The sequence below is a fragment of the Limibacillus sp. MBR-115 genome (assembly GCF_040549425.1).
GTDB lineage: Bacteria > Pseudomonadota > Alphaproteobacteria > Kiloniellales > CECT-8803 > Limibacillus > Limibacillus halophilus.
The window spans coordinates 403,387-421,768 of sequence record NZ_JBEPTJ010000002.1 but is presented as its reverse complement, the minus strand read 5'-3'; the positions used below and the strand labels follow the sequence as shown (position 1 = coordinate 421,768).

16 protein-coding genes are annotated in these 18,382 nt (G+C 57.9%); 12 read left to right on the top strand and 4 right to left on the bottom strand.

Going from position 1 to position 18,382, the window contains the following annotated elements:
- Nucleotides 1-216 precede the first annotated feature (216 nt).
- The 3 genes from ABIE63_RS05570 to ABIE63_RS05560 all read left to right on the top strand — a co-directional run bounded on the left by ABIE63_RS05570 (nucleotide 217) and on the right by ABIE63_RS05560 (nucleotide 3,046).
- Nucleotides 217-1,842, top strand: coding sequence for an ABC transporter substrate-binding protein (locus tag ABIE63_RS05570; RefSeq protein WP_354503484.1), 1,626 nt, complete (start codon nucleotides 217-219; stop codon nucleotides 1,840-1,842).
- A complete protein-coding gene (locus tag ABIE63_RS05565; RefSeq protein WP_322091204.1) occupies nucleotides 1,824-2,534 on the top strand; it encodes a TetR family transcriptional regulator C-terminal domain-containing protein in 711 nt (236 codons plus the stop codon). Before ABIE63_RS05570 ends, ABIE63_RS05565 begins: the two co-directional genes overlap by 19 nt.
- 107 nt (nucleotides 2,535-2,641) lie before the next feature.
- Complete coding sequence (locus tag ABIE63_RS05560; protein ID WP_354503483.1) at nucleotides 2,642-3,046, top strand: hypothetical protein; 405 nt, start codon at nucleotides 2,642-2,644, stop codon at nucleotides 3,044-3,046.
- 10 nt (nucleotides 3,047-3,056) lie between these two features.
- On the opposite strand, the gene ABIE63_RS05555 is transcribed toward ABIE63_RS05560, so the two are convergent.
- Nucleotides 3,057-4,727, bottom strand: a complete 1,671-nt coding sequence (locus ABIE63_RS05555) for an SPOR domain-containing protein (RefSeq protein ID WP_354503482.1) — start codon at nucleotides 4,725-4,727, stop codon at nucleotides 3,057-3,059.
- Between the two features lie 190 nt (nucleotides 4,728-4,917).
- On the opposite strand from ABIE63_RS05555, the gene ABIE63_RS05550 reads away from it, so the two are divergent.
- The 8 genes from ABIE63_RS05550 (at nucleotide 4,918) to ABIE63_RS05515 (ending at nucleotide 13,106) form a co-directional block, all read left to right on the top strand.
- Complete coding sequence (locus ABIE63_RS05550) at nucleotides 4,918-5,520, top strand: CDP-alcohol phosphatidyltransferase family protein (protein WP_354503481.1); 603 nt, start codon at nucleotides 4,918-4,920, stop codon at nucleotides 5,518-5,520.
- Between the two features lie 121 nt (nucleotides 5,521-5,641).
- On the top strand, nucleotides 5,642-6,448 hold the full coding sequence (locus tag ABIE63_RS05545) for a helix-turn-helix transcriptional regulator (protein WP_354503480.1): 807 nt from the start codon (nucleotides 5,642-5,644) through the stop codon (nucleotides 6,446-6,448).
- A 130-nt stretch (nucleotides 6,449-6,578) separates the two neighbouring features.
- Nucleotides 6,579-7,682, top strand: a complete 1,104-nt coding sequence (locus ABIE63_RS05540; protein ID WP_354503479.1) for an ABC transporter ATP-binding protein — start codon at nucleotides 6,579-6,581, stop codon at nucleotides 7,680-7,682.
- Nucleotides 7,682-8,671, top strand: a complete 990-nt coding sequence (locus ABIE63_RS05535) for an ABC transporter permease (protein ID WP_354503478.1) — start codon at nucleotides 7,682-7,684, stop codon at nucleotides 8,669-8,671. The genes ABIE63_RS05540 and ABIE63_RS05535 overlap by 1 nt, the downstream gene beginning before the upstream one ends.
- On the top strand, nucleotides 8,664-9,494 hold the full coding sequence (locus ABIE63_RS05530) for an ABC transporter permease (protein ID WP_354503477.1): 831 nt from the start codon (nucleotides 8,664-8,666) through the stop codon (nucleotides 9,492-9,494). Before ABIE63_RS05535 ends, ABIE63_RS05530 begins: the two co-directional genes overlap by 8 nt.
- A gap of 39 nt (nucleotides 9,495-9,533) precedes the next feature.
- Nucleotides 9,534-10,571 carry an extracellular solute-binding protein gene (locus ABIE63_RS05525; RefSeq protein WP_221205671.1) on the top strand — a complete coding sequence of 346 codons (1,038 nt, stop codon included), beginning with the start codon at nucleotides 9,534-9,536 and terminating at the stop codon, nucleotides 10,569-10,571.
- Between the two features lie 75 nt (nucleotides 10,572-10,646).
- The gene (locus tag ABIE63_RS05520; protein ID WP_354503476.1) at nucleotides 10,647-11,882 is read left to right on the top strand and encodes a serine hydrolase; all 1,236 of its coding nucleotides are present in this window, start codon (nucleotides 10,647-10,649) and stop codon (nucleotides 11,880-11,882) included.
- A 120-nt stretch (nucleotides 11,883-12,002) separates the two neighbouring features.
- On the top strand, nucleotides 12,003-13,106 hold the full coding sequence (locus ABIE63_RS05515; RefSeq protein ID WP_354503475.1) for an NAD(P)/FAD-dependent oxidoreductase: 1,104 nt from the start codon (nucleotides 12,003-12,005) through the stop codon (nucleotides 13,104-13,106).
- A 3-nt stretch (nucleotides 13,107-13,109) separates the two neighbouring features.
- Here ABIE63_RS05515 and glpK read toward each other — a convergent pair whose 3' ends face one another.
- Nucleotides 13,110-14,606 (bottom strand): glycerol kinase GlpK, encoded by a 1,497-nt coding sequence (gene glpK, locus ABIE63_RS05510; protein ID WP_354503473.1) that lies wholly within the window; start codon nucleotides 14,604-14,606, stop codon nucleotides 13,110-13,112.
- Nucleotides 14,603-16,132 carry a glycerol-3-phosphate dehydrogenase gene (glpD, locus tag ABIE63_RS05505; RefSeq protein WP_354503472.1) on the bottom strand — a complete coding sequence of 510 codons (1,530 nt, stop codon included), beginning with the start codon at nucleotides 16,130-16,132 and terminating at the stop codon, nucleotides 14,603-14,605. Before glpD ends, glpK begins: the two co-directional genes overlap by 4 nt.
- Before the next feature lie 106 nt (nucleotides 16,133-16,238).
- On the opposite strand from glpD, the gene ABIE63_RS05500 reads away from it, so the two are divergent.
- On the top strand, nucleotides 16,239-17,144 hold the full coding sequence (locus ABIE63_RS05500) for a phytanoyl-CoA dioxygenase family protein (protein WP_354503471.1): 906 nt from the start codon (nucleotides 16,239-16,241) through the stop codon (nucleotides 17,142-17,144).
- Between the two features lie 27 nt (nucleotides 17,145-17,171).
- Here ABIE63_RS05500 and ABIE63_RS05495 read toward each other — a convergent pair whose 3' ends face one another.
- Complete coding sequence (locus tag ABIE63_RS05495) at nucleotides 17,172-18,326, bottom strand: GGDEF domain-containing protein (protein ID WP_354503469.1); 1,155 nt, start codon at nucleotides 18,324-18,326, stop codon at nucleotides 17,172-17,174.
- Nucleotides 18,327-18,382 lie beyond the last annotated feature (56 nt).

The following is an 18,382-nucleotide window of genomic DNA, read 5'->3' as shown; positions in this document are numbered from 1 at the left end:
CCTTCCGACCTTACAGGCTGAAAAGCGACCTGATCCGGGATAGGTCGCGGTGTATCGACTACAACTGTTTCATATTTTTGTTGGACGCTCAACAAACTTTTTGATAAGAATGAAACCGAGATGCATGCAACCACCTCGAAGAAACCTGAGCCACCAGCCATCCACCGACCTTTCCAACAAGCGACTGGGAAGGCTTCTGACAGGGAGAGAACCAAGATGGACGACTTGAACCGACTCAAAGACCTGCTGCGTAGCGGTAGGATCGCGCGGCGTGATTTCCTGCGCCAAGCAAGCGCCCTCGGCGTGACGACGGCCCTCGGAACGGCTCTAACGGCCGGCTTGGTCACAGCATCGGGTGCCCTGCCCGCGCACGCCGCGACACCCCGCAAAGGCGGCCATATGCGCTTCGGCATGGGGCACGGCGATACGTCGGATTCGCTGGATCCGGCGCACGTCAACAACGGATTCACCGTCGTCATGCACTATACAATCTCCAACACGCTTACCGAGGTGGACGCGGCAGGACGCCTGCTGCCGAAGCTCGCTGAAAGTTGGGAAGCTTCGGCGGATGCCTCGCAATGGCGGTTCAAGCTGCGCAATGGACTTACATTCCATGACGGCCGACCGGTGACGCCAGCAGACGTGGTCGCCGCCATCAACCATCATCGCGGTCCTGATTCCACCTCGACCGCAAAGCCCATCGTCGAGCCAATCACCAGCGTCAAGGCGGAGGGTCCACTGGAAGTCGTCGTGACCTTGGCCGCTGGAGACGCGGACTTCCCCTTCAAACTCAGCAGCTTCAACTTCCCGATCTATCCCGCCAACGCAGACGGTACCTTGGATTGGCTGTCAGGAAACGGCTGCGGTCCCTACAAGCTCAAAAAGTTCGAGCCCGGCATTCGCGCGGATTTCGAGCGCAATCCCGCATATTGGCAAGCCGATGATCGCGCGCATTTCGATAGCTGCGAGCTCTTGGCCATCGTAGATGTAACCGCCCGGCAGAATGCCTTGATCAGCGGCGAAGTTGATGCGATTGACCGCATCGACCTGAAGACGGCGGACCGATTGGCCGCGTTGAGCAATGTGGAAGTGCGCGAAGTTGAGGGAAAGACCCATTATACCTTTCCTATGCGAACCGATACCGCACCCTTCGATGACATCAACGTCCGCATGGCCCTGAAACACGCATTGGACCGACAAGCACTGCTGGACACCATCCTTTATGGACACGGCACGATCGGCAACGATCACCCGATTAGCCCGGCCTATAGCTTCCATGCGAGCGATATCCCACAAACCGACTACGACCCCGACAAGGCGAAGCATTACCTCAAGCAAGCCGGGCTATCGTCACTCGAAATCAACCTCAGCGGCGCGGACGCAGCCTTCGCCGGTGCCGTCGACGCCTGTGTCTTGTACCAGGAGCACGCCGCCAAGGCGGGCATCAACATCGAGGTGGTCCGCGAGCCGTCGGACGGCTACTGGTCCAACGTCTGGATGCAAAAGCCCTGGTCCGCCTGCTACTGGTATGGAACGCCGACCGCCGACGGCATCTTCACCCAAGCCTACTCCGCGGGAACGGCCTGGAACGATTCCTACTGGAACAACCCGCGCTTCAATGAATTACTGGTGGCTGCCCGGGCCGAACTGGACAACGCCCGCCGCATGGAGATGTACCGAGAAATGCAACTCCTTGTTCACAGCGACGGCGGGGTTGTTATACCTTTGTTCGCCAACGACGTCTTCGCCGTTTCGGATAAGGTCGGGCACGGCGATCTTGCCAACAACCTAGAGGTCGACGGCCGGATGTTCTTCGAGAGGTGGTGGTTCAACAAGAGCTGATCCACAACCGCGTCATAACCTTGGAGGTCGGGACAGAGGTGAAAAAACCCGTAGCGCGTACCGCGACACTGCGACCGCGCACCCACCCGGAAATAAACGAGTTCCGTCGTCGCGCCCTGATCGAAGGGACCATTCGCTCACTTGCGGAGCATGGCGTCGGCGGCACCACCGTTCGGACGATCTGCGAGGCCGCGGGAAGCTCCCGCGGCCTGATCGGCCACTACTACAACAGCAAAGAGGATCTGCTCGCGGCCGCCTTCCAGCATCTTTTCAACACTATCAGCGAACAGGTACACGAAGCCGTCTCACGCAGCGGTCCCTCGGCAGTCGCGCGTCTGAAAACCGTCCCTTCAGCGCTGCTCACACCACCGGTTTTCACGGAGTTGAACCGGCATGCTTTCCTCAGTTTCTGGCATGAAGTGCGCTTCAACACATCCGTGCGCAAAGCAAACCGGCAACTGTACCGCGACTATATCGACCGCGTCGAAACGCTGTTCGAGGATGCTGCGCAGGAAGCCCACGTACAAATTGATTATCGACGCGCCGCCTTGGCACTGATTGGGCTGATGGACGGTTTGTGGCTGGGATTGTCGATCCACGACAAGGTGATTTCTCAAAAACAGGCCATTGATATTTGCCACCAGTATATCAACCAACAACTCACACCGCCTCAATCTCCCGCATCGTCTTGAGCGCTGCTTCCCTTCTGATTCTCGCCACGCAATTATTTATTAAGTAATTCGCCTCAAAATCTAGGCATTCGATTTGTCATGCATGTTCATGGCCCTGGAGAAAAGCGATGCCTACTACGTGCAAGAACTGTAATCGGTTGGAGGTGGCCTACAGTCTTCTCCAATCGGACCAGAGAGCCGGTCTGGACGCAATTGCCGCGACGATCTCGCCGTTCTTGGAGCACCTGAGCAAGGCCGAATCCCGGGCCTACGATCTCGCTATGAAGGCTCACGCACGAATGCAGGAAGATAATCTGCAATCGGCAAAGGCCTTTCTTGTCGAGTATGGGCGGAATCTGGCGGGAATTCTCAATTCACAAGGCTGCGACGTGGCATTGGCCAAACGGGAAGTCTGCTCCTGGGTGACGCCGCAGGATGAAGATTACACTGCGCTTCGCATTGGCCTGTCGCTTATAGAACGGGCGCGCTCAAGCAAACCGGAAGACGCCGGCAAGCAATCCATGACCGCCTGAGCGAACTGCGCTAGCGCGCGGGCTTGGAGGCGAAGACAAAGCAGTCGTCACCGCCGTTCTTGATCTTCTGGCACAACGCAATTGCATCCGAACGACGAACAATCAGACCGCTACGCACCATATGTAACCCATTGTCGTCGGGCGCAGTTATCGGCTCCAGAGCGACACCGGCGCCATCAAGGTAAGCGCGGTAGCTATCGGATATCTGCGCATGGAACTTCATCGCGCCCTCTTTGACCCGAAAAGCGCCGAACTGGATCTTGTATCCCCCCGATTGAACCATGCTTGCTGTGGCTGGAACTTCCGTCTTCTCGATCTTTGCCACCTGGGCACCCGCCGCTGGCTTGCTGGGTTGCAAAGGCGGCGCTTCGGTAAGAGGTTTAATCGCTTGCGCTTCAGGTGCGGGGGGTTGGGCGATGGACACAGGCAACACGGGTTTCTCGACGGGTAAAACGGCAACCTCCACCATAACTTTTGGCCTCGGCGTTTCCACCGCCTCCACGCTGATCGGCTTCGACATCGACTCGCCAATCAACGGCCCTTTCAACTGGCCGACCGAAAAGGTTCCAGGGGCCGCGACCGTGGTTGTCGGCTGTGCAGACACGGCGGTTGTCGCCCCGGCGCTTTCCACTGAAGCAGTTTCGCCATTTTGCTTCTCAACATTAAGCGGCTGTGGCTCAGCCTCTTCCTGTTGAAGGGCCGCCGCATCAAGAGATGCGACCTCAGGTGTGGCCTCTGGGGTGACGGCCTCTGGGGTGACGGCCTCTGGGGTGACGGCCTCTGGGGTCGATTCAGGTGTTGCAGGCACTTCGGTTGCAACCGTGCTCGGCGCTAACCTGATGGGGTTGGATGAATCTGCTTGCACAGATGGCTCCACCATTGGTGCCATCGATTTCCCGCCAACGTCAGGGGCATCGAGCGCTTTATCTAGCTCCTTAATTCCGGACAGCGGGATCAGGGAAACCTCTGTAGCGGTGTCAGCGGCACCCTCTTTGGGGGGCGATGCAACGTCGGTTTCCGACGGCTCAATCAACGCGGCCTCGGCCGGTGGGGATGATAGGGTTTCCTGGTCAAGCGTGTCGGATAGCGGCGGCGAAGCAGCCGGCGGGGCTTGTGCTCCTGATAGCAGAGGTGTCCCATCAGCCGCGGGACTTGATATCGAAGGTTCGGGTGACCTGAATAATTTCGAGGTTTGCCAAGTCACGATGAACAGGGCAAGGAGGGAAACGAGGACCGACCCAAGGATAACCGGCCGGCGCACTCTGGAAAGCTCCGGCCATCCGCTCCGCTCTCTCCGGTACATAACCTCCAGAGCTTCAAGCAGCATTCTGCTGCTTTTTTCGCGCTCGGCAGCACTCTTTGGTTCCCCGGAAACGCCGCTGACCGATCCGACCACGCCGGGCGCCAGGTCGCGCTCATCGGTTATCAAACGCCGTCCCAAGGGCGTCAATCGGCAGGCGAGGAAAACGCTGTGAGGCTTCTGATCGCCAACCTGCCAGGGCTCAACCCACAGCTGATCAAGGCAACGGCGTACGATGGTCGGGTCGATAGGTTCATCTTCCTCGTCGAACAAAAGCAGCTTGCCGCCGGGTTGCTTCAGCCCACCGCGCATCCATTCTTTCTCCGCCGGAGACGGCCGAATATCTAGAAACCGGGGTATCTGATCAGGAATATCGCTCACGGAATCCCTCATTTATCTCAAATTACATATATATTATTTTCGCTTTTTTGTCTCTTAAGAAAATCTTCTAGGCCCTTTACTCTTAAGAGGGAATCTTGATTGGACGCAGCGGCGGAGAGTTATTGCGCCACTAGCTGCGAATGCTTCGGCTGTGGCATTGTTGATATGCCAACCCTTTTGGATGAGAGGCATGCTGGACAGAATTCTGCGACCTTGGGTCGAGCCACCGTTGCAGCGAATGGCGCGCGTCACCGCCCGACTTGGAGTAACCGCGAACGCTGTGACGCTCTTTGGTTTCTTGGTTGGTCTACTGGCTATCCCTACGATCGCTAACGAACTTTATCTGCTTGGGCTGTTCTTCATTCTTGCCAATCGGGTCCTGGACGGCCTGGATGGTGCCGTGGCGCGAATCCTCGGACCAAGCGATCTGGGTGGTTTCCTGGATATCGTCCTTGATTTCATCTTCTATGCCGCCGTGGTGTTCGCCTTTGGACTGGCGCGGCCCGACGACGCCCTGGCTGCCGCCTTCTTGATCTTGTCTTTCGTTGGAACCGGCAGTTCTTTTCTTGCCTATGCAGTCTTTGCGGCCAAGCGGGGGATGTCCACGGAGATCGGAGGCTCTAAATCACTCTTTTACCTGGGCGGCCTGACAGAGGGCAGCGAGACAATCCTTCTGTTCGTGATCTTCTGTCTGTTTCCCGACAGTTTTGCCACTGTCGCACTTATCTTCGGGGCAGCCTGCTGGATCACCTCCGTTTCACGCATTTTGGCGGCGGTTCGTACGTTTCGCTAACCGCTGCGCGAGCGTGCCGTCAGGCCGGAAATTGCCGCATTGCCCTCTGGATTTGATTTGCTTGGCATGATTGGATTATCTCGCGGTATCGTCGCGATGACGTGGCGTAAGGGAGACCAGCTTGAAGGGCAGCGAGGATAGTCCGGAAGAGTGGGCAGCGCAGGCAATCGATGCGTTGGGCACCGCGGCCTTCATGGAAACCGGTATCAACTATCTGCGCGCACTGGCGCCCTTCGTAGGCGCCTTTGCTGTGGCGCTCGACGGATCACGGCGACCGGCGCACCTTTACGATAACGTTCGCGCCCACCGCCGGGTGGAAGTCGTCGACCAATACCTTGAAGGCGCCTACCTTCTGGATCCCTTTTATGATGCCTATCGCTCTGGAATGAGTGACGCCGTCCTCCACCTCAACGAGATCGCTCCCGATCGTTTCCAGCAAACCGCTTACTATCGGCGCTATTACAAGACGATTGGGTTGAAGGATGAAGTAGGCTTCTTGATCGACCTCCCGGACCGTCGCACCTTTTTTCTGTCTATCGGGCGGCGCGCCGAAGAGCCACGCTTCACGCGTCGGCAACTCGACGCCTTTCGGGGCGGCTTTCCGATCTTTGCGGCATTGGTGCGCAGGCACTTCCTGGCTGGGCGCCCCTACCACCCCGCGGAAGAGTCAGGCGTAGCGAACGAGCTGGAGTCCGAAGCTCTTCTGGGTGTCGATCTGGCTATCGATGCTTTCGGACGCGAAGACCTGACGGCCCGCGAGATGGAGATCGCCGGGCTCATCTTGAAAGGGCATTCCAGTAAGTCGATTGCACGGCTGACCGATATCAGCCCCGGGACCGTTAAGCTGCACCGCAAAAGCATTTATAGGAAACTCGGGATCACCTCGCAAAGCGAGCTCTTTGCGAGTTTTCTGCAAACCCTGGGCTGAACCGGCCGCGGTAAACTGCCTGCTTCCGACCGTCTATCCCCAGGGGGATATATACACGCTTGAAGCTGTCCCGTAGGCTTTTGCTATCCATCTCATGATGGCGCCGGACTAGAACAGGGAGACGGCGAGTTTGGAGAAAAACGCAAATAAAGCGGCAATCGAAGCCCGCTCTGTGCGAAAAATTTACGGTGCTGGCAGCGAGCGGGCTGTGGTAGCGCTGGATGACGTATCGCTGACGATCAACGACAACGAGTTCTTTACTCTTCTCGGTCCTTCGGGCTGCGGGAAAACGACACTTCTACGCTTGATCGCCGGCTTCGAGCAACCGACCGAAGGTGAGATTCTTCTGTTTGGCGAACACCTTGAAGGCCTGCCGCCCTATCAGCGGCCGGTCAACACCGTTTTTCAGCAGTACGCGCTGTTCCCCCACATGACCGTGGCCGGGAATATCGGCTTCGGATTGGAGATGCTGGGCGAACCCAGGAGCGAGATCGACGCAACCGTCGCACGCATGTTGGTCTTGGTACGCATGGAAGAGCTGGCCAACCGGCGGACCGACCAACTTTCCGGCGGACAACAACAGCGCGTAGCCCTGGCGCGCGCTTTAGCGCCGCATCCGAAAGTCCTGCTTCTGGATGAACCGCTGTCGGCGCTGGATTTGAAGCTGCGAAAGGAAATGCAGATCGAACTCAAGCGGTTGCAGAGCGAGACCGGCATTACCTTCATTTTCGTCACTCACGATCAGGAAGAAGCGCTCACCATGTCGGACCGCATCGCCGTCATGAGCGAAGGTCGCATCCTGCAGGTTGGCGCACCCCAGGATATCTACGATCACCCGGCGCGCCGTTTCGTCGCCGACTTTATCGGTGAGATCAACATTCTAAGCGCCGAACTGCTTTCCAGTGATTCGGGTGTGGCGCGGGTTCGCTTGCCCTCCGGCAAGGAACGCAACGCCAGTTTACCCGACGCCCAGATGAAACCCGGCCAGGTGAACGTTGCCGTCCGACCCGAGCACGTCACCATCACCGACAATGAGCAGGATGCCGCGCTGAACGCCACCGTGCGTAACGTCGTCTACTTCGGCACGGGAACGCACTATCACCTGGAAAGCGCCGAAGGCGATGCACTGGTCGTTGAAGTGCAGAATCGCCACGGTGCACAGTCGGACTATGAAGTTGGTCAGCGGCTTGGTGTCGCGATTCCCGACGGCACCTTACAGGTTCTGGTGGACTGATGGCCAAGCCCGTCGACACCACCGAAAGCCGTGCGGCCAGATCGCCGCAAAGCGCGGCGGCACGGCAACGGCTGGAGAAAACGACCGCCGATCTGCTGCGGCGCAGCCGCAACACCCGGCTTATGCTCCTGACTCCTGCGATTGCTACAATCCTGTTGTTCGGCATCACCCCCTTGTTCATCATCCTCGTCTATTCGTTCCTGGAGCCGGGGTCCTATGGAGGTGTCACCTGGAATTTCTCGCTTGAGGCCTACATCCAGTTTCTATTTGAGCGGGATATTTTCGACGACACCCTGGTCTTTCACACCTCATACCTGCAAATCTACGGTCGTTCTGTAGGCCTGGCGCTGATTGCCACGCTGGGCACTCTGGTGATCGGGTTTCCCACCGCTTACTTTATTGCGACGAAGCCTCGCGAACAGCGCAATTTCTGGCTTTTCCTGGTGACGCTGCCCTTCTGGACCAATCTGCTGATTCGCACCTATGCGATGCTGCTGATCATTCGCGACGAAGGGGTCATCAATCATGGGCTGCAAGGCGTCGGCTTGATCGAGCAGCCGATCAACATCCTCTACACCGATTTCGCGGTCTGCATGGGGCTGATCTACAGCTACCTGCCCTTCATGGTCCTACCGCTCTACGCCAGCCTGGAGAAATTGGATTTTCGTTTGGTCGAAGCAGCTTACGATCTTTATGCCAATCGCTTCATGGTGCTGCGCCGGATCATCATTCCGATGGCCAAACCCGGTATCATCGCCGGATGCATCCTGGTGTTCATACCCGGCTTGGGTGCCTACATCACGCCCGAGCTGCTGGGCGGCGGCAAGAAGCTGATGATTGGCAACTTGATCGCCATTCAGTTCGGCTCTTCGCGCAACTGGCCCTTCGGTTCCGCGGCGGCTCTGATCCTCATGACCATCGTCATGGTGGCCTTGTTGATCTACTTGAAGAACGCGAAGCAGGGGCAGGGGGCCGGCGGACATGGCTGACCTCAAGCAAGCACTCAGGTTCGGAGGGCGCCGGAAAGACCTTCGGTATCAGCCGGGTTTCACCCAGATGGCCTGGCTGTGCATCTTCGTGCTCTATGCGCCCATTTTCATGCTGGTACTCTATTCCTTCAACGACAACCGCTCGGTCACGCTCTGGACGGAGTTCAGTCTGCGTTGGTACATGGCCGCCTACGAGAACGCGGGCATCCAGCGCGCCGCTCTGATCTCCGTCGAGGTCGCCCTGGTGGCTACGGTCTTTTCGACCATCTTTGCAACGATGGCAGCCTTGGCGACGACGCGAACGGCGCCTTTCAAGGGACAGGCCGCGGCCTACACCATCGTCAACCAGCCGCTGATGGTGCCTGAGATCGTCACCGCGATCGCCACCCTGTCGTTCTTTGCCTTGATCAAGCAGCTGACCGGTGTTTCGGGCATCGGCTATCTGATGGTGGCCCATACGGTCTTCTGCATCCCCTTTGCGTATATGCCAATCCGGGCGCGGCTGGAGGACATGGATCTAACGCTCGAACGCGTGGCGGCGGATCTCTATGCAAAACCTTTTCAGGTTTTTCGCCGGGTCACGCTTCCACTTCTTATGCCCGGCATTGTCGCAGGGGCGATGTTGGCTTTTGTGGTTTCGCTCGACGACGTGATCATCAGCTTGCTGGTCGCTGGGCCAGGCGAGACAACCCTACCGATTTACATTCTGGGCCAGATACGGCGCGGAATCACACCGGAGATCAACGCTATCTCCAGCGTGTTCCTGCTGATCTCGGTCCTTTTCGTGACGCTGTTCTTCATCATCGAAGGAAAGCGCAAATAGGGCGCGGGAAAGCACCCTTTCAGCAGAGGAGGCTGAACTATGAAGACCCGATTGTTATCAATGGTTGCCGCCGCGGCGATTGCCGTCGGCATCAGCAGCAACCCGGCCAGCGCAGCTGGTGAACTCAACATCTACAACTGGGGTAACTACACCAGCCCCGAGTTGATTGAGAAGTTCGAGAAAGAGCACGACGTCAAGGTCACGCTCGACGGGTACGATTCCAACGAGACCATGCTCGCCAAGGTCAAACAGGGCAGCACGGGCTACGACATCGTGGTCCCCGGCGACTACATGATCGCCATCATGATCAAGGAAGGTCTGCTCGAGAAGATCGAACCCAATAAGATGTCGAACTTCAAGCACATGGACCCCAATTGGGTCGATGTGTATTGGGACCCAGGTCGTGAATATTCGGTTCCTTGGCAGTGGGGCACGACGTCCTTCACGGTTGATACCGCCGTCTACAAAGGTGACGTCAACACCCTGGCGCTTCTGTTCGATCCCCCAGCCGAACTGCAGGGTCGGATCAACATGCTCAACGACACCAACGACGTGATCAATGCCGGTCTGCGCTATCTCGGCTATCCACGCTGCAACAAGAACAAAGAGCAACTCAAAGAGTTGACGGCGATGTTGCTCAAAGCCAAAGAGCACTGGCGTACGATGGATTACAGCACCATCGAAAAACTGACTTCCGGTGACGTCGATCTATCGCAGAACTGGAACGGCGCAGCGATGCGCGCCCGTGCCCAGCGACCGACGCTGCAGTATGCCTACCCGAAGGAAGGCTACACCGGCTGGATGGACAATGTGGCCGTGTTGAAGGGCGCTCCGAACCTGGAGAACGCCAAGCTCTTCGTCAACTTCATCATGGCGCCGGAAAACGCCGCGTTGATTTCCAACTTCGCGCGCTATGCCAACGGCATCAAAGGCAGTGAACAGTACATGGACCCAGAGATGCTGAGTGCTCCGGAAATCGTGCCACCCGAAGGCGTACCGGCACCTGACTTCGTGACGCCTTGCGATCAGGAGGTTGCGGATCTCTACAACAAGATCTGGACCGCTCTGAAGAAGTAACCGACAGGCATACTCCGGGGGAAGAGCCAAGCTCTCCCCCTGGAGGCCGCCTGATGAGTCGAACTGGAAAACTTGATGAGTAAATCCCTGCCTAGAAGCGCATTCTCACGCCCCAAAACGGCGCGCGAGCTTGGCATCATGCAGGGGTTCCCGCCACCGCCTGAAAAGCGCCCGACGCTGGAAAACTGGGATCTGCCTCCGTTCAACCGTTGGAGTTTCCAGAATGTGCGCAGCTTGATCCCCACCGCCGAAGTACATCGAAGCGAAGGGCCGGCGAGCATTCTGCCGGAACAGAAGGCCGATCTCGGCGCCATTGAATTCGAAACCGAGGACGGCAACAGCAAAACCATCGAAGCCAGCCTTCAGGATACCTACACCGACGGCTTCCTGGTCATGCATCGCGGCAAGGTGGTCACGGAGCTTTATTTCAACGACATGACGGCGACGCGCCCGCATTTGGCGCAATCGGTATCTAAGTCACTGGTTGGCACCTTGGCCGGAATTCTGATTCATGAGGGGTTTTTAGACCCCCAACGCCCCCTGGCCGACATCGTCCCTGAACTTGCGCCCAGCGGCTTTGCCGACGCAACCGCTCGCCATCTTCTCGATATGACCAGCGGTGTCCGCTTCATCGAAGATTACGGCCATCCCGATTCCGATATGACACGCATCGATGTCGCTTCCGGGTGGCGGCCGCCGCATCGCGGACGAACACCGGAAACCATCCGGGACGTGATTATCACCCTCCCCAAGGTACGCGAGCACGGACAGCGGTTCGACTATCGCTCTATCGAAACCGACGTTCTTGCCTGGACGCTTGAGCGCGCCACCGGCCAACTACTCGTTGATTTGCTTTCACAGTACATTTGGGGGCCATTGGGCGCGGAGAGAGACGCCTATTTTACCGTGGACTCCGCTGGCACCGCCCTTGCCGACGGCGGCTTCAATGCCTGCCTGCGCGATTACGCACGCTTTGGTCTGATGATGCTCAACGGCGGCGAACTGAACCAGCGGCGCATCGTACCGGCTGCCTGGGTCGAGGATTGCCGAAGCGGAGATCATAGCAAGTTCGGTGATATCTATAGGCAGACCAGCCCAAACGGAGCATACCGCAACAAGTGGTGGGTCAACGACATAGCGCGCGGGGACTTCATGGCGCGCGGTGTCTTCGGCCAGATGATCTACATCGATCCGGAAGCGGACTTCATGGCCGTCAAGCTGTCAACTTGGCCCGATTATCTGATCCCGACCTTCACGCGCGAGACATTGCGCTCCCTGGTCGCCATCCGCCAGGCGCTTGCCGCAACCTGACACCCCTGCGCCTGACGACCATTGAGACCAGCTAAGTCGTGGCATTCCCCAGCGACAACCGCTAGACAGTACCGACGCGCCACGTCGCAGCGAGTTCGATTCCAGTAGAGGTTCATCAAGGTGGAGAAAGTAGAGGTCGTTGTCATTGGCGCCGGCGTTATCGGACTGGCGATTGCCGAAGCCCTCGCCGCGACCGGGCGTGAGGTCGTTGTTGTGGAGCGCGCGAACTGCATTGGCTCCGAGACATCATCACGCAATTCCGAGGTTATCCATGCGGGCCTTTACTACCCTCCCGGAAGCTTGAAGGCACGGCTTTGCGTCGCTGGCAAAAAGATGCTTTACACCTACTGCGAACGCCATGGCGTCGGCTACCGTCGCTGCGAAAAGCTAGTCGTCGCTTCCGCCGATGACCAACTCCCCGCACTGGATGCGATTGCAAGGCGCGCAACGGAAAATGGTGTCGAGACCCAGCGCCTGACGGCGGACGAAGCCAAAAGCCTGGAGCCCGAGTTGGAAACGGTTGGCGCTCTGCTATCGCCCTCCACGGGCATCATTAATTCCCATGATCTCATGCTCTCGTTGCAAGGTGGCCTAGAGGATTCCGGCGGATTCCTGGCCTTCAACACCCCGGTCATGGATATCGCATTGAGCGAAGATGGCCATACCGTCAGAACGGGCGGCGCGGAGCCCATGACCTTGAAAACCAGCATCCTGGTGAACGCCGCGGGGCTTTACGCAGAGCAGATCGCCCGCAAAATGGCTGGCCTGGATCCACGGCACGTCGCCCATCAACGGTTTGCGCGGGGATGTTACTTCACGCTGCAAGGTCGTTCGCCCTTCTCCAGGCTGGTGTACCCAATGCCTGAAGCCGGCGTGCTTGGCATCCATCTGACATTGGACCTTGCCGGGCGCCCCCGTTTTGGCCCCGATATCGAATGGATTGACGAACCTGACGATTACCGGTTGGACCCGTCACGCGCGACGAAGTTCTATGAGTCCGTCCGCAAGTACTGGCCCGCATTGCCGGATGGCGCGCTGGAGCCAGGTTACAGCGGTATCCGCCCTAAGATTCATGCGCCTGGCGAAGCCGTACCGGATTTCCGCATCGATGGCCCGGCGCACCATGGCATATCCGGGTTGGTCAATCTCTTTGGCATGGAAAGTCCCGGCCTGACATCGTCACTGGCGATTGGAGAGTATGTCTGTCAGTTGTTGCGTCGCTAGAGCCTAACGGCCGCTGCGCACACGTCCCACCGCATCTTTCCAACCGGCATATTTCGCCGCCCGTTGGTTTTCGTTCATATGCGGCATGAAACGCCGATCCAAATGCCAAAGCTTGGCGAAGTCATCCAGATCTCCATATAGCTCCACCTGGCGGCCGGCCAGGTAGGCAGCGCCCAACGCGGTGGTCTCGAGAATCGTCGGGCGATCCACGGGTGAATGAAGGATGTCGGCCAGGAACTGCAGCGTCCAATCACTCGCCACCATGCCGCCGTCAACGCGCAACACAGTCTTGGCGCCGCTGGCATCCGTCCAGTCACCCTGCATTGCTTCCAGAAGGTCGCGGGTTTGATAGCAGACCGCCTCCAGCGCTGCGCGCGCCAACTCATTCGGCCCGGTTTTCCGGGTCAGCCCGAAGAGCGCACCGCGCGCATCGGCATCCCAGTGGGGCGCGCCCAAGCCCGTAAAGGCTGGCACCAGATAAATCTGCTGCGCAGGATCGGCGAGGTCCGCCATCTCCGCGGTTTGCTCGGCGGAATCGATAACGCCCAGACCATCGCGCAACCATTGAACAGCGGCTCCGGCGATGAAAATCGACCCCTCAAGCGCATAGCTGCGCTTGCCATCAAGCTGGTAAGCAATCGTGGTCAGCATGCGATTGCGGGAGATGACGCTTTGCGGTCCCGTATTGAGCAAAGCAAAACAGCCGGTGCCGTAGGTAGATTTCATCATGCCGGGAGAAAAGCAGGCCTGTCCGACAGTGGCGGCTTGTTGGTCGCCCGCAATCCCGGCAATGCGAATAGCGCCGCCAAACAAATCAGGCAATGACTCACCGAAATCTGCCGCGCAATCGCGTACATCCGGCAGCACGGAACGCGGGACGCGGAAAATCTCCAGCAGTTCCTCGTCCCAATCTCCCTCGTGAATGTTGAACAGCAGAGTTCGCGACGCGTTGGTCGCATCGGTGGCGTGAACAGCGCCGCCGGTCAACCGCCAGAGCAAAAAGCAATCCACGGTCCCAAAGGCCAGATCACCCGCCTCGGCGCGTGCGCGCGCGCCTTCGACGTTATCAAGAATCCAGGCCACTTTGGTGCCTGAAAAATAGGGGTCCAGCAACAGGCCCGTTCTCGCCGTGACCTGTGTTTCGAGCCCTTTTGCCTTGAGGGCCTGACAAATCGGCGCGGTTCTGCGGTCCTGCCAAACGATCGCGTTGTGCAGGGGCTTGCCGGACTTCCGATCCCAAACAACAGTCGTTTCCCGCTGATTGGTAATACCTATCCCGGCAATTTCCGACGCCGTTGCCCCCGCTTTCTCCATGGCTTGGCGACAGGTTTCGACGGTCGTGCGCCAGAGATCCTCCGGATCATGTTCAACCCAACCGGAATCCGGAAAGTGCTGGGCAAACTCCTGCTGTGCGGTTGCAACCACGCCGCACGCCGCGTCGAAAACGATCGCCCGCGATGACGTTGTGCCCTGATCGATGGCGAGGATATAGGACGTCATTCTGCTGCGTCTCCTCTTGAGGTTGCTCTACGGCGACTCATCCAGTCGTCTAGCGCAGCTTGCTCTTCTCGCGTCATTCGCAACACCAACTTGCTACGGCGCCATACGACGTCGCGGGCGCTGCAAGCCCATTCGCGATCCATCAGGTAGACGACCTCGGCCTCGTAAAGGTCGGCGCCGAAATGTTGGCCGAGGTCTTGCAGCGACCTCGCCTTCCCCAGCAAGTCACGCGCCCTGGTTCCATAGGCTCGCACCAGACGCTGCGCGAGTTTGCGCTCAAGAAACGGGAAGTCCCGGCACAAGTCCGAAGCGAGCTGCTCCGCGCCATCCCACGAGAAATCTCCCCCAGGAAGATGCGACTCCTTGGTCCAGGGCTGGCCAAGCGTCCCTAAACTCGCTTCCAGCTTCTCCAAGGCCGCCTCGGCCAAACGACGATAGGTCGTAATCTTGCCGCCGAAAATATTGAGGAGCGGCGCCTCGTTCCCCGTACCCTGCAGTTTCAGCACGTAATCCCGTGTGGCGGACTGGGCGGCGCTGGCCCCGTCGTCGTAAAGCGGACGCACCCCGGCATAGGTCGTCACCACATCCTCCGCGCTTATCTCAGTCTTGAAGTATCCATTGACCGCATCGATCAGGTATCCGATCTCCTTCCTGGAGATTTCCGCCGTCGCCGGATCGCCTTCGAAATCCTCGTCGGTCGTGCCTATCAGGGTGAAATCCTGCTCGTAGGGTATCGCGAAAACAATCCGGTTGTCGGAATTCTGAAAGATGTAAGCGCGATCATGCTCAAAAAGCCGGGGCAGAATAATGTGGCTGCCCTTGACCATTCGGACTTTCGCGGCGGCATTGAGCCCCAGGCCCTTCGTTAGGAACTCCGTGACCCATGGGCCTGCCGCATTCACCAGCGCACGCGCCCTGATCGTTTCACAGTTTCCATTCTCGTCTTCAATTGACAGGACCCACAACCCGTCTTCGCGGCGGGCCTTCGTGCAACGTGTTCTTGTGCGCAGATCGGCGCCCTTCTCGCGCGCGTCCAGGGCATTCAAGACTACCAGCCTGGAATCCTGAACCCAGCAATCCGAATATTCGAAAGCCCGCGTGTAGGCGTCTTTGAGTGCCGTGCCAGCGATATCCTGACGCAGATTGAGGCTCCGGGTCGCCGGAAGCAACTTGCGCCCACCGAGATGATCGTAAAGGAACAAACCGAGACGGATTAGCCAAGCTGGACGCAAGCCCCTGTGGTGGGGCAGGACGAATCGCAGCGGCCAGATTATGTGTGGCGCCATGCGCAACAGCACCTCTCGCTCCTGCAACGCTTCGCGTACCAGACGAAACTCATAATACTCCAAGTATCGCAAGCCGCCGTGAATCAGCTTCGTAGAAGCCGAAGAGGTAGCGCTTGCAAGATCATTCTGTTCGCAAAGAAAGACAGCCAGTCCCCGACCAGCCGCATCGCGCGCTATGCCGCAACCGTTGATGCCCCCGCCGACGATGGCGATGTCATAGCTTCTTTGATCTTCTGCCATTGTGGATGTTCACTGCGTCTCTTGTTGATTTTCTATCCCGATATAGGAATTCAGCGTCTTCGTAATGCCCCCGGCAAGGGCAAACCTATCACGAAAACCCGATGTCATGGAAAGAGCCCTTCAGCCGTCGCGATCCTTGCCTGTCATCGATCTTGATGCTGAACTATTCTTTACCTATGAGAGGGCGTGCTATCGGGAGAAAATGGTCATGAAGCTGACAGGCGAACAACTGAGAACGTTCGAGGAGGAGGGTTATCTTTTCCTGCCGGAGTGTTTCTCCCGGACGGCGGCGGCCTATCTCCTGGAACAGGCACAGAAAATCTACGGCCTGGACCGCAAGGAGGTCTGGCGCGAGAGCAACGGCGTCGCCCGCACCGCCTTTGCGGCGCATCGATACAACGAGGGGTTTCGGCGCTTGGGCGCCCATCCGCGATTGATCGGACCAATCGAGCAAATCCTCGGCGAGCAAGTGTACATGCATCAATACAAGGTCAACGCAAAGGCAGCGTTCGACGGCGCCGTCTGGCAGTGGCACCAGGACTATGGCACTTGGCAACGTGATGATGCGATGCCTGAACCTCGCGCCATGAACATTGCTGTGTTTCTGGAGGATGTAACTGCCGTAAATGGACCCTTGATGTTCATTCCTCGGAGCCACAAGAGCGGTGTCCTGCAAGCCGGGCACGATCTGGAAACGACCTCCTACCCCCTTTGGACCCTGGATCGCGAAACCGTTTCGCGCCTGGCTGATGAAGGCGGCGTCGTGGCGCCGCTGGGGCCGGCCGGTTCGGTCTTATTGTTCCATGGCAACCTGGTCCACGCCAGTCCGCCGAACATCAGCCCTTACAACCGAACCATCGTTTATCTTAGCCTTTGTGCCGTCTCGAACCACATCCGCCAATTCAAACGGGAAGAATGGATCGCACACCGGGATTTCGACCCGATTATACCGCTTTCCGATGACTGTTTGGATGCATTGCTGGCCGAAGAGGGATATCGCCAACCGACCTAGGGGCTAGCCTGAGAGTACCGAAGAAAGTCACGCCGCCTCGATACGATCACGGCCGCCTTCCTTGGCCCGATACAAAGAGGCATCCGCCTGCCGCAAAATAGAGGCGAGGAGGGTCTCTTCAGTTTCCTCGCTGTCCGCCAAAGGCGGCTGTACGAAGGATAGACCGACACTGATGGTGATTTTTTGCGGTTTTCCGTCTTCCAGGACGAAGCGGTGATTTGCGACCTCCTGCCGCAATCGCTCGCTGACAAGAAGCGCATCGGTGCGATCCGTATCGGGCAGCAGGATCACGAATTCCTCGCCGCCATAGCGAGCCACAAAGTCGGCTGAACGAACCATGCGCTGACAAACTGCTGAAAACTCTCGCAAAATGCTGTCGCCTTGTTCATGGCCGTAACGGTCATTGATCGATTTGAAATGATCAATGTCCAACAAAAGTACCGCAAAGGGTGAGTCGCTACGCAGCGCTCGGGCAAAAAGCCGCCTGGCGTGGTCTTCCAAGTACCGGCGATTTGGAAGTTTGGTCAGCTCATCGAACATCGCCTGATAGTGCAAATCGGCAAAAAGCCGCTCAACGGTCAACATCATCAACAAGAAGGCTTCGGTAATCAGGAAGATAAGCAACCAGTACTTGACCGCCAGCGTGGCGGCGCCGCGCATCTCGGACAAGACCCCACCGAGAAGCGATTCCAGCACCATGAAGAAACAGGCGTTGATGGCGAACAAGACCAACGCCGCAGCCCGTAGGATCGAAAAACGTCCGTCGGACTTGTAGATCTGATGCGCGACCAGCACCGAGATCATGGCGGCGATCAAGCCGATAAAGACCGCGCTCGCCTGATGCATGAACGCCAAGGCGCTCACGCCGACCAATCCCCCGAACGTGTAAAGCAGGAAGTTCTTGGAGCGCTTGTCCTGACGCCCCGAGAAACCTTGATGCACCCCAAGAAACACCAGCAAAAGGTGGATCGTCAGACCGCTCTTAAGGAGATTCATCTGCTCCTGACCAATCAGTTTTGGCAGGAAAGAATTAGCCATGGCGATAATCGCCATCGACAGCATGGCCGCGGACCACAATGCCAAGGAAAGAGACGCTTTCTCGACAAACCAGGTAAGGATAAAGGCGCCGGACAACACCATCGTTATCAACGCGATCATAAAATTGATGGCAACGTCATCCATTGAGCGAGCGTTCCACAATATATGGTGGGTTACATTTCAATAATGTACCACAAATG